This is a genomic window from Burkholderia sp. YHN3-13, from assembly GCF_055810675.1.
Window position 1 is genome coordinate 93,983 of record NZ_JBVVNQ010000021.1, and the last position, 20,815, is coordinate 114,797.

Annotated in this window: 17 protein-coding genes; 1 reads left to right on the plus strand and 16 read right to left on the minus strand. The window is 66.6% G+C overall.

What is annotated here, in order from left to right:
• Nucleotides 1–20 precede the first annotated feature (20 nt).
• The 16 genes from AC0KUR_RS32175 to AC0KUR_RS32250 form a co-directional block, all read right to left on the minus strand.
• Nucleotides 21–2,456: a 3-hydroxyacyl-CoA dehydrogenase/enoyl-CoA hydratase family protein gene (locus AC0KUR_RS32175; protein ID WP_059560513.1), complete on the minus strand. Its 2,436-nt coding sequence runs from the start codon at nucleotides 2,454–2,456 to the stop codon at nucleotides 21–23.
• 113 nt (nucleotides 2,457–2,569) lie between these two features.
• On the minus strand, nucleotides 2,570–4,357 hold the full coding sequence (locus AC0KUR_RS32180) for an acyl-CoA dehydrogenase C-terminal domain-containing protein (RefSeq protein WP_034189006.1): 1,788 nt from the start codon (nucleotides 4,355–4,357) through the stop codon (nucleotides 2,570–2,572).
• 58 nt (nucleotides 4,358–4,415) lie between these two features.
• Nucleotides 4,416–5,015: a TetR/AcrR family transcriptional regulator gene (locus tag AC0KUR_RS32185; RefSeq protein ID WP_006751498.1), complete on the minus strand. Its 600-nt coding sequence runs from the start codon at nucleotides 5,013–5,015 to the stop codon at nucleotides 4,416–4,418.
• Nucleotides 5,016–5,215: 200 nt separating this feature from the next.
• Nucleotides 5,216–6,490, minus strand: a complete 1,275-nt coding sequence (clsB, locus tag AC0KUR_RS32190; protein WP_034189005.1) for a cardiolipin synthase ClsB — start codon at nucleotides 6,488–6,490, stop codon at nucleotides 5,216–5,218.
• Nucleotides 6,487–6,981 carry a dihydroneopterin triphosphate diphosphatase gene (gene nudB, locus AC0KUR_RS32195; RefSeq protein ID WP_059560515.1) on the minus strand — a complete coding sequence of 165 codons (495 nt, stop codon included), beginning with the start codon at nucleotides 6,979–6,981 and terminating at the stop codon, nucleotides 6,487–6,489. The genes clsB and nudB overlap by 4 nt, the downstream gene beginning before the upstream one ends.
• Nucleotides 6,982–7,140: 159 nt before the next feature.
• Nucleotides 7,141–8,943 (minus strand): aspartate--tRNA ligase, encoded by a 1,803-nt coding sequence (gene aspS, locus AC0KUR_RS32200; protein ID WP_034189003.1) that lies wholly within the window; start codon nucleotides 8,941–8,943, stop codon nucleotides 7,141–7,143.
• A 67-nt stretch (nucleotides 8,944–9,010) separates the two neighbouring features.
• Nucleotides 9,011–9,661 carry a DUF502 domain-containing protein gene (locus tag AC0KUR_RS32205; protein ID WP_034189002.1) on the minus strand — a complete coding sequence of 217 codons (651 nt, stop codon included), beginning with the start codon at nucleotides 9,659–9,661 and terminating at the stop codon, nucleotides 9,011–9,013.
• Nucleotides 9,662–9,722: 61 nt separating this feature from the next.
• Nucleotides 9,723–10,070: an FmdB family zinc ribbon protein gene (locus AC0KUR_RS32210; protein WP_034189001.1), complete on the minus strand. Its 348-nt coding sequence runs from the start codon at nucleotides 10,068–10,070 to the stop codon at nucleotides 9,723–9,725.
• Between the two features lie 95 nt (nucleotides 10,071–10,165).
• Nucleotides 10,166–10,792, minus strand: coding sequence for a class I SAM-dependent methyltransferase (locus AC0KUR_RS32215; protein WP_069706264.1), 627 nt, complete (start codon nucleotides 10,790–10,792; stop codon nucleotides 10,166–10,168).
• Between the two features lie 17 nt (nucleotides 10,793–10,809).
• Nucleotides 10,810–12,387, minus strand: a complete 1,578-nt coding sequence (ubiB, locus tag AC0KUR_RS32220; protein ID WP_034188999.1) for a ubiquinone biosynthesis regulatory protein kinase UbiB — start codon at nucleotides 12,385–12,387, stop codon at nucleotides 10,810–10,812.
• 12 nt (nucleotides 12,388–12,399) lie between these two features.
• Complete coding sequence (locus tag AC0KUR_RS32225; protein WP_059560521.1) at nucleotides 12,400–13,026, minus strand: ubiquinone biosynthesis accessory factor UbiJ; 627 nt, start codon at nucleotides 13,024–13,026, stop codon at nucleotides 12,400–12,402.
• Between the two features lie 164 nt (nucleotides 13,027–13,190).
• Entirely contained in the window at nucleotides 13,191–14,222 is a 1,032-nt protein-coding gene (locus AC0KUR_RS32230) for a Tim44 domain-containing protein (RefSeq protein ID WP_069706263.1), read from the minus strand.
• Between the two features lie 41 nt (nucleotides 14,223–14,263).
• Nucleotides 14,264–14,995 (minus strand): bifunctional demethylmenaquinone methyltransferase/2-methoxy-6-polyprenyl-1,4-benzoquinol methylase UbiE, encoded by a 732-nt coding sequence (ubiE, locus tag AC0KUR_RS32235; RefSeq protein WP_049030826.1) that lies wholly within the window; start codon nucleotides 14,993–14,995, stop codon nucleotides 14,264–14,266.
• A gap of 52 nt (nucleotides 14,996–15,047) precedes the next feature.
• Nucleotides 15,048–15,461 (minus strand): gamma-butyrobetaine hydroxylase family protein, encoded by a 414-nt coding sequence (locus tag AC0KUR_RS32240; protein ID WP_034188995.1) that lies wholly within the window; start codon nucleotides 15,459–15,461, stop codon nucleotides 15,048–15,050.
• Nucleotides 15,458–15,901: an HIT family protein gene (locus tag AC0KUR_RS32245; protein WP_049030829.1), complete on the minus strand. Its 444-nt coding sequence runs from the start codon at nucleotides 15,899–15,901 to the stop codon at nucleotides 15,458–15,460. Before AC0KUR_RS32245 ends, AC0KUR_RS32240 begins: the two co-directional genes overlap by 4 nt.
• An 85-nt stretch (nucleotides 15,902–15,986) precedes the next feature.
• Complete coding sequence (locus tag AC0KUR_RS32250) at nucleotides 15,987–20,018, minus strand: DUF3683 domain-containing protein (protein WP_473376898.1); 4,032 nt, start codon at nucleotides 20,016–20,018, stop codon at nucleotides 15,987–15,989.
• A 547-nt stretch (nucleotides 20,019–20,565) separates the two neighbouring features.
• On the opposite strand from AC0KUR_RS32250, the gene AC0KUR_RS32255 reads away from it, so the two are divergent.
• Nucleotides 20,566–20,815, plus strand: a 250-nt coding sequence (locus tag AC0KUR_RS32255; RefSeq protein WP_473376900.1) for a pyridoxal-phosphate dependent enzyme, incomplete at its 3' end; no start/stop codon positions are given.

Below are 20,815 nucleotides of genomic sequence, written 5' to 3' on the forward strand. Positions count from 1 at the left end.
CAGACTCCTTGTCTGCTCGCTCAGTTACGCACCGGCTTGCCGGTCTGCAACATGCCCATGATCCGTTCCTGCGTCTTCTGCGTGCCGAGCAGCTCGACGAACGCGCGGCGCTCCAGCGCGAGCAGCCACTGCTCGTCGACGAGGCTGCCGGCTTCGACGTCGCCGCCGCACACGGCTTCGGCGATGCGGCTCGCGATCAGGTAGTCGTGGTCGCTGATGAAGCGGCCGTCACGCATGTTGACGAGCGATGCCTTGATCGTCGCGATCGCCGAGCGGCCCGCCACCGGCACGTCCTTCGCGCGCAGCGGTGCGCGGTAGCCGGTGGCGGCCAGCGCGCGCGCTTCCTTCTTCGCGGTGTCGAGCAGTTCGAACACGTTGAAGACGATCGTGTCGGACGGCTTCACGTAGCCCATCGCGCGTGCGTCGTGCGCGGACGCCGAGACCTTCGCCATCGCCGCGTTCTCGAACGACTTCGTGACGAACTTCAGGATGTCGGTGGTCGCGTTGGCGGCCGTCGCGGCATCCGCCGCGCGCAGCGCCGCTTCCTTCAGGCCGCCGCCCGCCGGCACCAGGCCGACGCCCACTTCGACGAGACCGATGTAGCTCTCGACGTGCACGACGCGCTTCGCGCTGTGCAGCATCAGCTCGCACCCGCCGCCGAGCGCGATGCCCGATACGGCCGCGACGACCGGCACGTTCGCGTACTTCACGCGCAGCATGCCTTCCTGGAACTTCTTCACGAACGGCTCGATACCCTTCGCGCCGCCCATCATGAACGCCGGCATCGCCTCCTCGAGGTTCGCGCCGGCCGAGAACGGGCCGCCCGGCGTGCCGAGCTTCAGCGACGTCGGCTGCCAGATCACCACGCCCTTGTAGTCCTTCTCCGCGAGCTCGATCGCCTGCACGAGGCCGTCGATCACGCTCGGTCCGATCGTGTTCATCTTCGACTTGAACGACACGATCACGACGTCGTCCTCACCCGCACGGTCGTCGACCCATGCGCGCACGGCATCGGTCTCGAACAGGGTCTTGCCGTAGGTCTTCGGATCGGCGCCGGCTTCGCCGATGAGCGGCGCGCGGAACACCTGCTTGTCATAGACCGCGAGATCCGAACGCGGCACGAAGCGCTTCGCGGCGGGCGCCCACGAGCCTTCGGCCGTGTGCACGCCGCCCTTCTCGGCGACCGGGCCTTCGAGCACCCACGACGGCAGCGGCACGTTTGCCAGCGCCTTGCCGGCCGCGATGTCTTCCTGCACCCACTCGGCGACCTGCTTCCAGCCGGCGGCCTGCCAGCCTTCGAACGGGCCTTCGTTCCAGCCGAAGCCCCAGCGGATCGCGAGGTCGACGTCGCGCGCGTTGTCGGCGATCGATTCGAGATGCACGCCGATGTAGTGGAACACGTCGCGGAAGATCGACCACAGGAACTGCGCATGCGGATGATCCGTTTCGCGCAGCAGCTTCAGGCGTTCCGCCGGCGGACGCTTCAGGATGCGGCCGACGGTTTCGTCCGCCTTCGCGCCCGAGTCGACGTAGGTGCCAGTCTTCGCGTCGAGCACCTTGATCGCCTTGCCTTCCTTCTTGTAGAAGCCGCCGCCCGTCTTCTGGCCGAGCGCGCCCTGCTTCACCAGTTCGGCGAGCACGGCGGGCGTCCGGTAGACCGGGAAGAACGGATCGTCGGCGAGGTTGTCCTGCATCGTCTTGATCACGTGCGCCATCGTGTCGAGGCCGACCACGTCCGCGGTGCGGAACGTCGCCGACTTCGCGCGGCCGAGGCGGCTGCCCGTCAGGTCGTCGACTTCGTCGAAGCGCAGGCCGAACTTCGCGGCCTCGGTGATCACCGCGAGGATCGAGAAGATGCCGACGCGGTTCGCGATGAAGTTCGGCGTGTCCTTCGCGCGCACGACGCCCTTGCCGACGACGCTCGTCAGGAACGTCTCGAGCTGGTCGAGGATCTCCGGGCGCGTGTGCGCGGTCGGGATCAGTTCGACGAGGTGCATGTAGCGCGGCGGGTTGAAGAAGTGCACGCCGCAGAAGCGCGACTTCAGCTCGTCCGAGAACCCTTCGGACAGCTTCGTGATCGACAGGCCCGACGTGTTGGTCGCGAAGATCGCGTTCGGCGCGATGTGCGGCGCGACCTTCTTGTACAGGTCGTGCTTCCAGTCCATCCGCTCGGCGATCGCCTCGATCACGACGTCGCATTCGGCCAGCTTCGCGATGTCGTCCTCGTAGTTCGCCGCTTCGAGGTATTTCGCGTCGTCCTTCACGCCGAACGGCGCGGGCGACAGCTTCTTCAGGTTCTCGATCGCCTTCAGCGCGATCGCGTTTTTCGGGCCTTCCTTGGCCGGCAGGTCGAACAGCAGCACCGGCACGCGCGCGTTGACGAGGTGCGCGGCGATCTGCGCGCCCATCACGCCGGCGCCCAGCACGGCGACCTTGCGAATCAGGAAATTGCTCACGGGATGTCTCCGGATAGTGTCGTGCAGCGCGGGATGTGAGGGCTGCACGACGAAGTGAGTACCAGGAACCGTTGCGTTCGGGCGGCGCGCGGCGCGCCCCGCCCGGACTCGCGTCAGAACAGCGATTCGTCGACTTCCATCAGCGTCTTCGAGCCGGCGCGCGCCGCGCGGATCGTCGACGCCGTCTCGGGCAGCAGGCGCGCGAAGTAGAAGCGGGCCGTCGCGAGCTTCGACTTGTAGAACGGGTCGCCCGACGCTTCGTTGTCGAGCGCGAGGCGTGCCATGCGCGCCCAGAAGTACGAGAACACCAGGTGGCCGACGGTACGCAGGTACGGCACGGCGGCGGCACCGACTTCGTCGGGGTTCTGCATCGCCTTCATGCCGATTTCCATCGTCAGCTTCTGCACCTTGTCGCCGATGTCGGCGAGCGGGTTGATGAACTCGGCCATTTCCGGCTTCACGCCTTCGGCTTCCGCGAATTCCGTCACGAGCTTGCCGAACTTCTTCAGCTTCGCGCCCATGTCGCCGAGCACCTTGCGGCCCAGCAGGTCGAGCGACTGGATCGAGTTCGTGCCTTCGTAGATCATGTTGATCCGCGCGTCGCGCACGTACTGCTCCATGCCCCACTCGGAGATGAAGCCGTGGCCGCCGTAGATCTGCATCGCGTGGTTGGTCGACTCGAACGCGTTGTCGGTCAGGAACGCCTTGATGATCGGCGTGAGCAGCGCGACGAGGTCGGCCGCTTCCTTGCGCACCGCTTCGTCGGCGTGCGACAGTTCCTTGTCGATCTGCAGCGCGGACCAGTACGTGAACGCGCGCGCGCCTTCCGCGTAGGCTTTCTGCGTGAGCAGCATGCGGCGCACGTCCGGGTGCACGATGATCGGGTCGGCCGGCTTGTCCGGTGCCTTCGGGCCCGTCAGCGAACGCATCTGCAGGCGTTCCTTCGCGTACGTGAGCGAGTTCTGGTACGCGACTTCCGTAAGGCCGAGGCCCTGCATGCCGACGCCGAGGCGCGCGGCATTCATCATCACGAACATCGCGTTCAAGCCCTTGTTCGGCTCGCCGACCATCCAGCCCTTCGCGCCGTCGAGGTTCATCACGCACGTCGAGTTGCCGTGGATGCCCATCTTGTGCTCGATCGAGCCGCACTTGATGCCGTTGCGCTCGCCCGGCTCGCCCGCCGCGTCGGGGATGAACTTCGGCACGATGAACAGCGAGATCCCCTTCGTGCCTTGCGGCGCGTCCGGCAGGCGCGCGAGCACGAGGTGGACGATGTTCTTCGACATGTCGTGCTCGCCGCTCGAGATGAAGATCTTCGTGCCACTGATCGAGTACGAGCCGTCGCCGTTCGGTTCGGCCTTGGTGCGCAGGATGCCGAGGTCGGTGCCGCAGTGCGGCTCGGTCAGGCACATCGTGCCCGTCCATTCGCCCGACACGAGCTTCGGCAGGTATTGCTTCTGGAGTTCCGGCGCGCCGTGCGCGTGCAGGCATTCGTACGCGCCGTGCGACAGGCCCGGATACATCGTCCATGCCTGGTTCGCCGAGTTCAGCATTTCGTAGAGCGCGTTGTTCACGAACGCGGGCAGGCCCTGGCCGCCGTAGTCCGGATCGCAGCCGAGCGCCGGCCAGCCGGCCTCGACGTATTGCTGGTAGGCCTCCTTGAAGCCGGTCGGCGTCTTCACGACGCCGTCGCCTTCATACGTGCAGCCTTCGCGGTCGCCGACCTGGTTCAGCGGGAACAGTACCTCGGAGCAGAACTTGCCCGCTTCCTCGAGGACCTGGTTGATCGTGTCGGCGTCGAGGTCCGCATGCTTGGGCATTTGCTTGACTTCGGCTTCGACGTTCAGAAGCTCGTGCAACACGAATTGCATGTCGCGCAGCGGCGCGGCGTACTGTCCCATGACTCTCTCCAAAGGTGGGCAAAACGGCTCGAGCTCCTGGCGGGCGGGTCACGCGCCGCTAACGGCTCTCGCTCTGATACGAAACAATCGTCTTTTCCAGCGCGGCCCACGTGAGGCGCACGGCGTCCGGCGAATGCAGGAAGCGCGCGTCGTGATGCAGGCCGAGCGTGAAGCTGTACAACTCGAAGAGCATCAGGTCCGGATCGGTATCCGCACGCAGATGGCCTTCTTCCTTCGCCTGCGAAATGGCACGCAGCATCGCGGCACGCCAGGCCGTCACGCTCGCGATCAACTGCTCGCGCACGGGGCTGTCAGGCCGGTCGTCGTACTCGACGGCACCGCTGATGTAGATGCATCCCGTCGTCACCTCCTGGATGCGCTTCTCCGTCCAGCGGGCCAGCATCGCCCGAAGGCGCGGCAAGCCTCGCGGCTCGCGCAGGCTCGGAAAGAACACCTCGTTTTCGAAACGATGGTGATACTCGCGGACGACCTCGACCTGCAGGTCCTCGCGCGATCCGAAGTGCGCGAACACACCGCTCTTGCTCATCTGCATGCGCTCGGCCAGCAGGCCGATCGTCAGCCCCTCCAGCCCGTCACGGCTGGCGAGGTCCAAAGCAGCTTCAAGTATCGCGGCACGCGTCTGTTCGCCTTTTCGCATAGCTATTTCTGTAACCGTTCGGGGGTTCGAATAAAATCGAACGGCCGTACTATTATTGAGTGCGGCCGCTCGCGAAACAAGGAAATTATTAGAAACCGGTGTCTAACCGAGCCGCTATTTTGCGCGATTCCGGCGGGACCGGAGCGGCTTTTCCGCACGAACGTGCGGACAGATATTTTGAAGCGAATGCTTAGTCTGCGTCAGTCGTAACCGCCGACCGTCAGCGCCTTCATCACGAGACGATACGCGGTGTACGCGAGCCAGTTCAGCAGACGCTCGAGGCGCGGGCGCGCCGCGAAACGCGCGGCGTCGATTTCCCGGCCATCGGCGAACGCGGCGGCGATCGCGTCGCGCAATTCGTTCGTGACTGCATCGTAGCGCACCAGCACGACGTTCGCTTCATTGTTCAGCATCAGGCTCAGCGCGTCCAGGTTCGACGAGCCGACCGTCGCCCAGTTGTCGTCGATCACGGCGACCTTGCCGTGCAGCATCGTCTTGTCGTATTCGGCCACCCGCACGCCCGCGCGCAGCAGCGCGTGATAGAGGAACGGCACGGCCGTGTCGAGCGCCGCGAACTCCTTGCGGCCGATCAGGATCCGCACGTCGACGCCACGCCGCGCCGCGCCCGTCAGCGCGCGGCGCAGCTTGCGGCCCGGCATGAAGTACGGATTCGCGAGCAGGATCCGCTGGCGCGCCTGGCCGATCGCCGCGAGATACGCCTTTTCGATCGCGCGGCGGTTCACGACGTTGTCGCGCGCGACGAACGCGACGCTCGGCTCCGTCACGACCCTGAGCGCGCCGGCCTTGATCCACCGGTGGCTGCGCATCCAGCGCCGGAACATGTCGGGAAACGCCTCGCCGCCGTGCAGGCCGGCCGCGTACTGCGCATACGGCTTGTGGCCGAACTGGATCCGGTGCCACTGCAGCTCGAACGCGGCGCGCACGTCGGACACCGCCGGCCCGGCCATCTCGACCGCGAAATCCCAGCGCGGAAACGGCAGCGTCGCGCTGCCCTGCGTGTAGTCGTCGACGATGTTGATGCCGCCGCAGAACGCGGCCGCATGATCGATCACCGCGAGCTTGCGGTGCGTGCGCGAGAAGCCGAAACGGCCGAACAGGAAGCGGTTGTAGATGCAGTGCTCGACACCGGCCTCGGCCCACGTGTCGAACAGCGGCAGGCGCGCGGTGCCGACGCCGTCGGTGATCACGCGCACACGTACGCCTCGCTGCGCCGCGCGGATCAGCGCGTCCGACACCGGCCGGCCGGCCGCGTCGTCGCAGAAGATGTAGGTTTCGAGCATCACCTGCTCGCGCGCCGCATCGATCCGCTCGATCAGCGCGTGGAAGAATTCGCCGCCGGTTTCGCACAGCCGCACGGTATTGCCGGTCGTGAACGCGAGCCGCGATGCGGAGCCGCGTTCCTGCAGGAACATCTGCCGCAATTGCGCGAAGCGCTTGCGGGCCTCCGCCGTCATGCGGACGAGCCGTGCGGCGCGCGCGACAGGGCCACGCGCGCGGGCAGCTGCAGGATCGCCTCGGCGTTCGACGGCGAGAAACAGCGCGCGGCCGCCTCGCGGAACGGCAACCACGCATGGTCGACATGCTCGCGCGGCGACAGCGTGACGTCGATGCGCCCCGGCACGCACAGGCCGAACCAGTGCTCGACGTTGCGCGTGACGCCCGGTGCATAGCGGTGCAGGTATTGCGGATAGATCGCGTATTCGATCCGGTGACGCCAGTCGACGAGCGCGGCGGCCGGCACGTCGGGCGTGCCGACGGCGATGCCGGTTTCCTCGGCCACTTCGCGCGCGGCCGTCACCGCGAGCGGTTCGTCGAGTGCGTCCTTCGAGCCGGTGACCGATTGCCAGAAATCGGGCTGGTCGGCACGCTTGATCACGAGCACATCGAGGTCGGGCGTGTAGATCACGACAAGAACGGATTCGGGGATTTTCGGCGGCTTCGTCATCGTTGTTTCATGCGGCACGGGGCCGTGCGACGGCCATGTGCTCCGAACGTACGGCAAGTGCTGCGACTGTACCGCAAAAAACGAAAAAGGCGCATCGCTGCGCCTTTTTCATCTGCGTCGTGTGTGCATGACCGCACACGCGACCGGGTGCCGAATGCGTTATGCCTTCGGCTGCTCCGGCTGGCGCAGGCGGATATGCAGTTCGCGCAGCTGACGCTCGTCGACCGGGCTCGGCGCTTGCGTGAGCAGATCCTGCGCACGCTGCGTCTTCGGGAACGCGATCACGTCGCGGATCGAATCGGCGCCGGCCATCATCGTGACGATGCGGTCGAGACCGAACGCGATACCGCCGTGCGGCGGCGCGCCGTACTGCAGCGCGTCGAGCAGGAAGCCGAACTTCAGTTGCGCTTCTTCCGCGCCGATCTTCAGCGCGCGGAACACCTTGCTCTGCACTTCCTCCTGGTAGATACGCACCGAGCCGCCGCCGATTTCCCAGCCGTTCAGCACCATGTCGTACGCCTTCGCGAGGCAGCGGCCCGGGTCGGTCTCGAGGTACTCGAGGTGCTCGTCCTTCGGGCTGGTGAACGGGTGATGCGCGGCGACGTAGCGGGCGTCTTCGTCGTCGTATTCGAACATCGGGAAGTCGACGACCCACAGCGGCTTCCAGCCGGCCTGGACGAGGCCGTTCGCCTTGCCGAACTCCGAGTGGCCGATCTTCAGGCGCAGCGCGCCGAGGCTGTCGTTGACGACCTTCGCGCGGTCGGCCGCGAAGAAGATGATGTCGCCGTCTTCAGCGCCGGTGCGCTCGAGGATCGCCGCGATCGATGCGTCGTGCAGGTTCTTGACGATCGGGCTTTGCAGGCCGTCGCGGCCCTTCGCCTTCTCGTTGACCTTGATCCAGGCGAGGCCCTTCGCGCCGTAGATGCGCACGAATTCCGTGTAGCCGTCGATGTCGCCGCGCGACAGCTCGCCGCCCTTCGGCACGCGCAGCGCCGCGACACGGCCGTCCTTCGCGTTGGCCGGCGTGCTGAACACCTTGAAATCGACGTCCTTCATCGCGTCGGTCAGCTCGGTGAACTCGAGCTGCACGCGCAGGTCCGGCTTGTCCGAACCGAAACGCGCCATCGCTTCCGAATACGGCATCACCGGGAATTTCGCGTCGAGCTCGACGTCGATCGTCGTCTTGAAGATATGACGGATCATGTCTTCGAACAGGTCGCGGATTTCCTGCTCGCCGAGGAACGACGTTTCGCAGTCGATCTGCGTGAATTCCGGCTGACGGTCGGCGCGGAGGTCTTCGTCGCGGAAGCACTTGGTGATCTGGTAGTAACGGTCGAAGTTCGCGACCATCAGCAGCTGCTTGAACAGCTGCGGCGACTGCGGCAGCGCGAAGAACTGGCCCGCGTTCACGCGCGACGGCACGAGGTAGTCGCGTGCGCCTTCCGGCGTGCTCTTCGTCAGCATCGGCGTTTCGATGTCGATGAAGCCCTGCTCGTCGAGGTACTTGCGCGCCTCGATCGCGACGCGGTAGCGCAGGCGCAGGTTGTGCTGCATCTGCGGACGGCGCAGGTCGAGCACGCGGTGCGTGAGGCGGGTCGTTTCCGACAGGTTGTCGTCGTCGAGCTGGAACGGCGGCGTGACCGACGCGTTCAGCACGTTGAGTTCGTGGCACAGCACTTCGATCTTGCCGCTCTTCAGGCCGGCGTTGACCGTGCCTTCCGGACGATTGCGCACGAGGCCCTTGATCTGCACGCAGAACTCGTTGCGCACGCCTTCGGCGGTCGCGAACATCTCGGCGCGATCCGGGTCGCACACCACCTGCACGAGGCCTTCACGATCGCGCAGGTCGATGAAGATCACACCGCCGTGATCGCGGCGGCGCTGCACCCAGCCGCACAGCGACACGGTTTGGCCCAGCAGGTGTTCGGTCACGAGACCGCAGTATTCAGTACGCATCGACATGATGTTTGCTTTCGTTCGGTTTGATCAACGGGCGCCGCAACGCGCGGCCCGGGCGATGATTCTTTACTTACAGCGGCGGCTCGACGGGGCGGCGGGCGGGCGCCGGTACCGGCGCCGGAGGCGCCACGACGCCCATCGAGACGATGTACTTGAGCGCGGCATCGACCGACATGTCGAGTTCGACGACTTCGCTCTTCGGCAGCATCAGGAAGAAGCCCGACGTCGGGTTCGGCGTCGTGGGCACGTACACGCTCACGTACTCTTCCGTCAGATGGTTGACCACGTCGCCGCCGGGTGTACCGGTCAGAAACGCGATCGTATACGAGCCGCGGCGCGGGTATTCGATCAGCAGCGCCTTGCGGAACGCGTTGCCGCTGCTCGACAGCAGCGTGTCCGACACCTGCTTGACGCTCGTGTAGATCGGCCCGACGACCGGGATGTGACGCACGACCGCGTTCCACCACGTGACGAGCTTCTGGCCGATGAAATTCTGCGTGGCCAGCCCGACGACGAAGATGAACGCGATCGTCAGCACCGCGCCGATTCCCGGCAGATGGAAGCCGAGCATCCGCTCGGGCTGCCACGATTCGGGCAGCAGGAGCAGCGTCTGGTCCATCGTGCCGATGATGAGGCCGAGCACCCACAGCGTGATCGCGAGCGGGACGAGGACCAGCAGGCCGGTCAGAAACACCGTTTTCAGGGTCGTCTTTTTCATCATCTGCCGTCAATGAACCGCGCCAGCGGCGCGGGTTGGTCGCGACCCGGCCGGGCCGCGACGGTCAACTGCTGGCGGCGGGCGCTGCAGCCGGTGCCGGCGCCGCGCTCGTCGTCGTACTGGCGGAAGGGCTTGCCGCAGCCGGTGCGGCGGCGGCCGGCGCGGCTTCCGCCGGTGCTGCCGGCGCCGCGTCGCCCGACGCCGTCGCCGGTGCGCTGGTGCCGCCCGAGCCGCCGCGGAAATCGGTGACATACCACCCCGAGCCCTTCAGCTGGAACCCGGCGGCGGTCACCTGCTTGCGAAAAGCATCCTTCCCGCATTCAGGGCATTGCGACAGCGGCGCGTCGCTCATCTTCTGGAGCACGTCCTTCGCGAAACCGCACGCTTCGCATCGATAGGCGTAGATCGGCATGATATTTTTCCCGCAGAAACTGGAAACGGCTTGCAAAACCTTGAATTATAGCTGAAACCCCGGCGCGCTCCGGCAATCGCAGCGACGCCCGCGCATCAGCGGCGGCGCCACGTGAGCCAGCGCTCGTGTCCTTCGAACACGGCCAGCGAATCGGTCACGGGCAAATCCTCGATCAGCTCGAAGTACGGCGTGAGCAACGCGTCGAGTTCCGCGCGCTCGATCCCGAACGGCGGCCCCTTCGGCTTCGCCGTCACGAAGAAATAGCCGGCCAGCAAGCCGTCCGCGGGCAGCAGCTCGGCCATGCGTGCCGCATAGTCGGCGCGCATGGCCGGCGGCAACGCGCACAGGAACGCGCGCTCGTACACCCACTGCACGTCGAACGGCGGCCGGTACGTAAAGAAATCGGCCTGCTCGACGACGTCCGCATGCGCGCCGAGCTGCGCCTTCGCGGCGGCCACCGCCTGCGCGGCGAAATCGATCGCGCGCACCGGCCAGCCGGCCTGCGCGAGCCACCCCGCCTCCTGCGCGCTGCCGCAGCCGGGAATCAGCACCGTGCACGGCTCGAGCCGGTGCGCGAACGCGCGAAAGCCGCCGGGCACGCCGCCGAATTCCCACGGCGTCACGCCGCGCTCGAAGCGCTCGTCCCAGAACGACGCGTGGCCGGGGTCGCGCGTCGCGAACTCGGCGGCGGTCGGGACGGGCGGTTGCTTCGGATCGGACATCGCGGTGCTCCTTTCGGTCAGGCGCCGTATGCGAGCGCGAACAGCACCCGCGCGACCAGCGCCCCGACACCGACCGACAGGCCGAAGATCAGCAGCGCCTGCAGCAGCCGGTTGGTCCGTTTCTGCTCGACGAGGATCTGGCGCATCAGTTCCTCGCTGGCGGCGCGGGGTGCGTCGTGACGCGCCGCCATCGCGTGATGGATCAGCCGCGGCAGTTGCGGCAGCGTCTTGCTCCACTGCGGCGCCTCGACCTTGAAACGCTCATACCAGCCGCGCAGGCCGATCTGCTCGGTCATCCAGCGCTCGAGGTACGGTTTCGCGGTCTTCCACAGGTCGAGTTCCGGGTCGAGCGAGCGGCCGAGCCCTTCGACGTTCAGCATCGTCTTCTGCAGCAGCACGAGCTGAGGCTGGATCTCGACGTTGAAGCGGCGCGACGTCGAGAACAGGCGCATCAGCACCTGGCCGAGCGAGATGTCCTTCAGCGCACGGTCGAAATACGGCTCGCACACCGCGCGGATCGCGCTTTCGAGCTCCTCGACACGCGTCTCGGGCGGCACCCAGCCCGATTCGAGGTGCAGCGTCGCGACGCGGTGGTAGTCGCGCTTGAAGAACGCGAGGAAGTTCTGCGCGAGGTAGTTCTTGTCGAAATCGGACAGCGCGCCGACGATCCCGAAATCGAGCGCGATATAGCGGCCGAACGTGTTCGGGTCGAGGCTCACCTGGATGTTGCCGGGGTGCATGTCCGCATGGAAGAAGCCGTCGCGGAACACCTGCGTGAAGAAGATCTCGACGCCTTCGCGCGCGAGCTTCTTGATGTCGACGCCGGCCGAGCGCAGCGTCTCGACCTGGCTGATCGGCACGCCGGTCATGCGCTCCATCACGAGCACCTGCGACGTCGAGAAATCCCAGAACATCTCGGGCACGAGCAGCAGGTCGAGGCCCGCGAAGTTGCGGCGCAGCTGGCTGCCGTTCGCGGCCTCGCGCATCAGGTCGAGCTCGTCGTGCAGGTACTTGTCGAATTCGGCGACGACCTCGCGCGGCTTCAGGCGGCGGCCGTCGGCCCACATGCGCTCGGTCCATGTCGCGATGTCGCGCATCAGCGCGAGGTCGGAATCGATCACCGGCAGCATGTTCGGGCGCAGCACCTTCACGGCGACGGCCTTGCCCGCGTGCACGCCCTGCTTCAGCTTCGCGAAATGCACCTGCGCGATCGACGCGCTCGCGATCGGCTCGCGCTCGAATTCGTCGAACAGCTCGTCGACCGGCGCCCCGAGCGACTTCTCGATGATCGCGATCGCGACGGCCGAATCGAACGGCGGTACCTGGTCCTGCAGCTTCGCGAGTTCGTTCGCGAAATCGACCGACAGCAGGTCGCGGCGCGTCGACAGCACCTGGCCGAACTTCACGAAGATCGGGCCGAGGCTCTCGAGCGCGTGACGCAGCCGCACGGCGGGCGGATCGGAATAGCGGCGGCCGATCGTCGTGATCCGCAGCAGCAGCTTCACGCGCCGGTCGTCGATCCGGGACAGCATCACTTCGTCGAGGCCAAAGCGGATGACGGTGTAGACAATCTTGATGAAACGGAAAATGCGCATGCCCTGCGGCCCTCAGTGCGCGCCGCGCGGGCCTGGGCCCGTGCGCGCGCCGATTTTTTGTTCGAGTCGCTCGACCCGCTTTTCGACCCGCGCGAGCGCATCGCGTGCGCGCGCCAGATCGGCGTCGAAGCCGCCGAGCGACGCGCGCCGGACGACTTGCGGGTTTTCGTCGAGCCAGTATTCGGCGACGGATTCGAGCACGTTGCGGCCGGTGCGTCGCGCGCGGGCGCCGGCATCGCGCACGACCGTCGCGATCCGGTATGCCGCCGCGTCGCCGACCAGCTTCGCGAGATCTTCTTCAGGTTCCCAGCGCAGGTGCTCGGCCAGCTTCGCGATCTGCGTCGCGAACTCCGCGTCGCCCTCGATCTTCACGTGCTTCATCACGGCCGCCTGGCCGCCCTGCAGGAACGCGGCGACGGTGTCGCCCGCGAGCGCGATCGACACGTCGACCTGTTGCGCATCGTGCGCGTCGACGGCCGACAGATAACCGTCGGGCTGCACCAGCAGCGTGAGCGTGACGGGAGGCACGTCGATCCGGGCAGTCTTGCCCGCATAGGGAATCAGGCGATCGCGCGCCCATGATTCGCGCGCGAGCAGGTGATTGACGGCAGCAGCAAAAGGCTTGGCGGCAAAGGTCATCGGGCTGGGAAAGAAAAAACCCGCGCAGGCCGGGCGCCCACGCGGGTTTCTATTGTAACGTCGGATCGTCGGCAGACCGTGCCCGACCGTACACCCGGGCGGCAAGCGGTCGCAGTGCGGCGGCCGTCGCCCGGGTGCCCGGCGGCGCGGGCCGCCGGTCACGCTCAGTGCGTGTTGATCTGCTGGATACCCGCGAGCAGCCAGCCCTGGCTGCCCGACTTCGACAGGTTCCACACCTCGTCGAACGGGGCGGCCGACGCGCTCGCCGATTCGCGGATCAGGCCGTGGAAGCGCACGCTCGCCGACTGCTCGATGCCGCGATCCTCGATCGCGACCAGCTCCGCGTCGAGCTGCACGACGTCGGTCTGGTTCGCCTCGTTACCGCGCGAATCGAGGTCGATCTTGATCTCCGCGAACATTTCGGGCGTCGTGAACTCGCGGATGTCGGCCAGGTTGCCCTGGTCCCACGCCGCCTGCAGGCGTACGAAGTAGACCTTCGCGCTGCGCAGGAACGCTTCGGTATCGAAACCGGCCGGCACCTGGAGCGGCGCCGCCGCAGCCGCTGCCGCGCCGGCGGCCGCCGCGCCGCCGCCGAACACGCCCTGCGCTTCGTTCGCATAGCTGCTGCCGCTGCCCGCGTAGCTGCCGCCGGCATTGCCCTGCTGGAACGACGGGCTTTGCGAGTAGCCGCCCGACGACGACGCCGAACCGCCGACCGAGTACGCCGGCTCCTGCGGGCGACGGCGGTTCATGAACTTGCGGATCAGCCAGATGCCGATCGCCGCGAGCAGCGCGATCACGATGACGTTCGCCATCATGCTCGCGAACGCGCCGCCGAGGCCGAAGTGCGACAGCAGCGCCGCGATGCCGAGACCGGCCGCGAGGCCGGCGATCGGCCCGAGCCAGCGCGAGCGGTTGGGCTGCGCGGCCGGCGTGGGCGCGGCCGGGTTCGCACGCTGCGCCTGCGACGGCGCGGCCTGCTGCATCGGCTGCTGCGCGGGCGGCGTGGCCTGGCGCTGCGTGACGGTGGAGTTCTGGCGGCCGATGCTGCGCCCGCCGCCCATGCGCTTGGCTTCAGCGTCGAGCGATGCGAACGTGCCGGCCGTGAGCAGGCCGACCATCAGCAGCGTGCCGACCCGTCGAGCCCACGGCTTCGACGGCTTGCTACGGTTGAACAACGGACGCGTTTCGGACATCAGCTTCTCCAGATGTAAGGCGAATGTATGGAAAGAACCCCTTAGTACTTGGTTCCTAGGTGTAAAGCTACCACGCCACCTGACAAATTGTAATATTTGACGGCATCGAGGCCCGCTTGTTCCATCATCGTCTTCAGCGTGTCCTGATCGGGGTGCATCCGGATAGATTCAGCAAGATACCGATAACTTTCAGCATCTTTCGCGAACTTGTCGCCAAGCCACGGTAATACTTTGAAAGAATACAGATCGTACGCTTTTTTCAGCGGATCCCAGACTTTCGAGAATTCCAGCACCATCACGCGGCCGCCGGGCTTCGTCACGCGACGCATCTCGGCCAGCGCGACGTCCTTGTGCGTCATGTTGCGCAGCCCGAATGCAACCGTGACCACATCGAAGTAGTTGTCCGGAAAGGGGATTTTCTCCGCGTCGCACAGCAGCGACGGCGTCACGATCCCCTTGTCGAGCAGCCGGTCGCGGCCGACGCGCAGCATCGATTCGTTGATGTCCGTATGCCACACCTCGCCCGTCGGGCCGGCCGCCTTCTTGAACGACTTCGTCAGGTCGCCGGTGCCGGCCGCGATGTCGAGCACCTTGAAACCGGGGCGCACGTTCGCCTGCGCGATCGTGAACGCCTTCCACGCGCGGTGCATGCCCGCCGACATCAGGTCGTTCATCAGATCGTAGTTGCTCGCGACCGAATGGAACACGCCCGCCACTTTCTTCGCTTTTTCGTTTTCCTCGACGCTTTCGAAGCCGAAGTGGGTTTTGCTCATCGCGTTGATCCTCAGTAAATGGCAGGACGGCGCCGAGCGGGCGCCGTCGATTTCAGTGGCAGTGGCCGTGCGACGCGGAGGCCGCCTGCATCGGGGCGTCGCGCTCGACGCCTGCCGCCTTCAGTTTGTCGAAATAGTCGCGCCACAGCGCGTCCTGCTGCGTCGCCAGCTCGTACAGCAGGTCCCACGAGTAGATGCCGGTCGAATGGCCGTCGGAGAACGTCGGCTGCAGCGCGTAGTTGCCGACGCCCTCGAGCGCCGTGATCGTCACCTCGCGCTTGCCGGTCTGCAGCGTCTCCTGGCCGGGCCCGTGGCCGCGCACCTCGGCCGACGGCGAATAGACGCGCATCAGCTCGAACGGAATCCGGTAGCTGTCGCCGTTCGGGTACTGCAATTCGAGCACGCGCGATACCGCGTGCACGACGACGCCGGACGGAATCGGCGTCGTGGAAGTCAAACCGCTCATGGCTGCCTCGAATCGGTCATGCGTTGAATTTCCTCGCGCACCGCATTGTGCAGCAGCGAGGCCTGCGCGGCGCGCGTGCGCAACAGCGCCTCGGACACGCTGCGCTGGCGCGGCGCCCAGACGGGCTGCGGGAAATGGGCGTCGTTGGAAAAGCGCGGGATCACGTGCCAGTGCACGTGCGGCACCATGTTGCCGAGGCTCGCGAGATTCACCTTGTTCGGCTGCATCACGCGGCGCACGGCCCGTTCGACCGCGTAGACCACGCGCATCAGATGTGCCCGCTCGGGCTCGCCGAGATCGGAGAACTCGGCCACGTGCGTGCCCCAGATCACCCGGCAGAAGCCCGGATAGTCGTGCTCGCCCGTCGCGAGGACGACGCGCAGCACGTCGTCCTGCCAGAGCACCTCGCCGCCGTCTTCACGGCAAAACACGCATTCCATCGTCGCTCCCATGTGGACAGGCGCCGGCATGACTGCGCCGGCGCCCGCTCATTTCCGGCCCGGTCGGGCGGTCGTCATGCCCGCATTAGACCAGCACGCGCTCGATCCCGCCATTGTTCGCACGTGCGACATAATCGGCCATCCAGTTCTCGCCGAGCACCTGGCGCGCGATTTCGACCACGATGTAGTCGGCCTCGAGATTCGCGTCCTCGCTGTAGCGCGACAGGCCCTGCAGGCACGACGGGCAGCTCGTCAGGATCTTCACGTCCGGCCCGTTCGTGGCCGCGGCGGCGGCGGCCGGCGCCGGCGCAGCGCCGGCCACCACGGGAATCGCACGCAGCTTCGCGGCGCCCTTGCGGATCTCCTCTTCCTTGCGGAAGCGCACCTGCGTCGACACGTCCGGGCGCGTGACCGCGAGCGTGCCCGATTCGCCGCAGCAACGGTCGTTCTTCTCGATCCTGTAGCCGTCCTTCTCCGAGCCCATCAGCTCGTTGACGAGCTTCACCGGGTCCATCGTCTTGATCGGCGTGTGGCACGGGTCGTGATACATGTAACGCGTACCCGACACGCCGTCGAGCTTCATCCCCTTCTCGAGCAGGAACTCGTGGATGTCGATGATCCGGCAGCCCGGGAAGATCTTGTCGAATTCATACCCGGCAAGCTGGTCGTAGCAGGTGCCGCACGACACGACGACCGTCTTGATGTCGAGGTAGTTCAGCGTGTTCGCGACCCGGTGGAACAGCACGCGGTTGTCGGTGACGATCTTCTCGGCCTTGTCGTACTGGCCCGAGCCGCGCTGCGGATAACCGCAGCACAGGTAGCCCGGCGGCAGCACCGTCTGCACGCCCGCTTCCCACAGCATCGCCTGCGTCGCGAGGCCGACCTGCGAGAACAGGCGCTCGGAGCCGCAGCCCGGGAAGTAGAACACCGCCTCCGAATCGACGGTCGTCGACTTCGGGTTGCGGATGATCGGCACGATCTTGTTGTCCTCGATGTCGAGCAGCGCGCGTGCCGTCTTCTTCGGCAGGTTGCCCGGCATCTTCTTGTTGACGAAGTGGATCACCTGCTCGACCACGGGCGGCTTGCCGGTCGTCGCGGGCGGGTGCTGCGTCTGCTTCGTCACGACCTTCTTCAGCATGTCGTTCGCGAAGCGCTGCACCTTGTAGCCGACGCCCATCATCACGGTGCGCGCGGCGTTGATCGTCTGCGGATTGGTCGCGTTCAGGAAGAACATGCCCGCCGCGTTGCCGGCGTTGAACTTCTTCTTGCCCATCTTGCGCAACAGGTTGCGCATGTTCATCGTGACGTCGCCGAAGTCGATCTTCACCGGGCACGGCGTCGCGCACTTGTGGCACACCGTGCAATGGTCGGCCACGTCGTTGAACTCGTCCCAGTGCTTGATCGACACGCCGCGGCGCGTCTGCTCCTCGTACAGGAATGCCTCGACCAGCAGCGACGTCGCGAGAATCTTGTTGCGCGGGCTGTACAGCAGGTTCGCGCGCGGCACGTGGGTCGCGCACACCGGCTTGCACTTGCCGCAGCGCAGGCAGTCCTTCACCGAATCGGCGATCGCGCCGATGTCGGACTGCTGCATGATCAGCGATTCGTAGCCCATCAGCCCGAAGCTGGGCGTGTATGCGTTGCGCAGGTCGGCGCCGTCGAGCAGCTTGCCCTTGTTGAAGCGGCCGTTCGGGTCGACGCGCTGCTTGTATGCGCGGAATTCGGCGATCTCGTCGTCGGTCAGGAACTCGAGCTTCGTGATGCCGATCCCGTGCTCGCCGGAGATCACGCCGTCGAGCGAGCGCGCGAGCTTCATGATGCGCGCGACCGCCGCGTGCGCGTCCTGCAGCATCTCGTAGTTGTCGGAGTTGACCGGGAGGTTCGTGTGGACGTTGCCGTCGCCCGCGTGCATGTGCAGCGCGACGAACACGCGGCCGCGCAGCACGCGCTTGTGGATCGCCTGCGCCTCGTCGAGGATCTGCTTGAACGCGCCGCCGTTGAAGATCGCGCGCAGTTCCGCGCGGATCTCCTGCTTCCACGAGATGCGGACCGTGCGGTCCTGCGTGACGTGGAATACGGTCGCGCCCGGCTGTTCGTCCGCGCGATCCGCGAACTTCTCGGCAAGCGCCTCGTAGCCGAGCTGCACGAGGTAGTGCTGCGCCTCGCGCAGCGGCTGGTCGAGCCGGTCGCGCACGAATTCCCAGCGCGAGCGCACGCGCTTGAGCAGCTCCAGCGCCTGCTGCACGCGGTCTTCCAGCAGCTCCGCGCTCGGGATCTCGTTCGCGTCGTCGGTCTTGCCGAGCGGCAGGTTGCCGCCGCGGAAGAACGTCTCGAGCGCGTCGACGAGCTGCAGCTTGTTCTTCAGCGACAGCTCGATGTTGATCCGCTCGATGCCGTCGGTGTACTCGCCCATCCGGTTCAGCGGGATCACGACGTCTTCGTTGATCTTGAACGCGTTGGTGTGCTTCGCGATCGCGGCCGTGCGGCTGCGGTCGAGCCAGAAGCGCTTGCGCGCCTCCGCGCTGATCGCGACGAAGCCTTCGCCGCTCTTGCCGTTCGCCATCCGGATCACTTCGGACGTCGCGTGCGCCACGGCGTCGGCGTCATCGCCGACGATGTCGCCGATCAGCACCATCTTCGGGAACGCGTTGCGCTTGCTCTTGGTCGCGTAGCCGACCGCGCGCAGGTAGCGCTCGTCGAGGTGCTCGAGGCCCGCGAGGATCGCACCGCCCTGCTTCGACGTTTCGAACAGGTAGTCCTTGATCTCGACGATGCTCGGGATCGCCTCGCGGGCCTGGCCGAAGAACTCGAGGCAGACGGTGCGCGTGTGCGCGGGCATCTTGTGCAGCACCCAGCGCGCGGACGTGATGAGCCCGTCGCAGCCTTCCTTCTGCACGCCCGGCAGGCCGGCGAGGAACTTGTCGGTCACGTCCTTGCCGAGCCCTTCCTTGCGGAACCGGCGGCCCTCGATCTCGAGCATTTCGGTCTTGAGCAGCTTCTCGCCCGGCGCGTACGCGCCGTCGAACCACTTCAGCTCGAAGCGCGCGACCGCGATGTCGTGGATCTTGCCCTGGTTGTGCTCGTGGCGCGTGACTTCGAGCCAGTTGCCGTCCGGGTCGACCATCCGCCACCAGGCCAGGTTGTCGAGCGCGGTGCCCCACAGCACGGCTTTCTTGCCGCCCGCGTTCATCGCGACGTTGCCGCCGATGCACGACGCATCGAGCGACGTCGGATCGACCGCGAACACGTAGCCGGCCGCCTCGGCCGCCTCGGTCACGCGGCGCGTGACGACGCCCGCGCCGGAGAAGATCGTCGGCACCTTGTGCGCGACGCCCGGCAGTTCGGTCAGCTCGACCGCGCCGAGCTGTTCGAGCTTTTCGGTGTTGATGACGGCCGAGAACGGCGTGAGCGGCACCGCGCCGCCCGTGTAGCCGGTGCCGCCGCCGCGCGGGATCACGGTCAGGCCGAGCTCGAAGCAGGCCTTGATCAGCGCCGCGATCTCGGCCTCGGTATCGGGCGTCAGCACGACGAACGGGTATTCGACGCGCCAGTCGGTCGCGTCGGTCACGTGCGACACGCGCGACAGCCCGTCGAAGCGGATATTGTCCTTCTCCGTGCAGCGGCCGAGCGCCTTGGTCGCGCGGCGGCGCAGGTCGGCCATCTTCTCGAATTCGTCGGCGAACTCGTTGACCGCCCGCTGCGCGGCGGTTTCGAGCATCTCGACGCGCGATGCGCGCTCGCGGCCCGCCTCGTCGCGGTGCTCGGTGAGATCCGCGCTGCGGCGCTTGCCGATCTCGGTCAGGCGGTGGTTCAGCGCCTCGATCAGCAGCGCGCGGCGCTTCGGATTGTCGAGCAGGTCATCCTGCAGGTACGGGTTGCGGCGCACGACCCAGATGTCGCCGAGCACTTCGTACAGCATCCGTGCCGAGCGGCCCGTGCGGCGCTCGGCACGCAGTTCGTCGAGCACCGACCACGCCTCTTCGCCGAGCAGGCGGATCACGATCTCGCGATCCGAGAAGGACGTGTAGTTATAGGGAATCTCGCGCAAGCGGGGCGCGGGGTCGGCGGCGACGGCGGCGGCCGCGCCATGCGGATCGAAAACTTGTGGTGCGTTCATGTTCGGACGACTCGGAGGGCCGATACACCGTGCACGGGCGTCGGCAAGCGCGTGGGCGCAATCTTGGGGAAATCTGTTCTGTTACCAGGCGCGCGGCTGTCCTTCATGGGGCCGGAGCGGGCGGTTCGCCCCTCCTGGCCGGCGACAGGGCCTGGCGGCACTCGGAACGATCAGCACGATCGCGCGCGGCGCGCATGCCGTTCGGCCGCGGGGCTGGCTGCGCGCGGCGTCGGCTTCAACGGTGCGATCCGAGGGTGCCTCTGCATCTTCCGATCCTTGATTCAAAACGGAATTCTAACCCATGATCGGCTCGTCCGTGGCACGCCGGACAGGTCGTGGGGCTATCGCCGCAAGCCGCACCGGACGGGGCTCGGCACGGTTTGGCGCGATCATTCGCCGTCCGTCCGGTCGGTAACCGTGCGGTTAAGCCGGCAGAAAAGGCGCGCCCGGCGCCGCGAACGCCCGGCCCGCCCCCTTCGCGGCCGCCCGCCCGGCATGCCGCTTGCGTGCGGGCGGACCCTTGGCGCTATCATTGATCCTTTACCGTCTGCATCCGCACTGCACGCGAGCGTCCATGGCATCCCACGATTACCTGAAGAAAATCCTCACCGCGCGCGTCTACGACGTCGCAATCGAGACGGAACTCGAACCCGCCCGCAACCTGTCGGCCCGGCTGCGCAATGCCGTTTACCTGAAGCGCGAGGACAACCAGCCGGTGTTCTCGTTCAAGCTGCGCGGCGCGTACAACAAGATGGCGCACATTCCGGCGGACGCGCTCGCGCGCGGCGTGATTACGG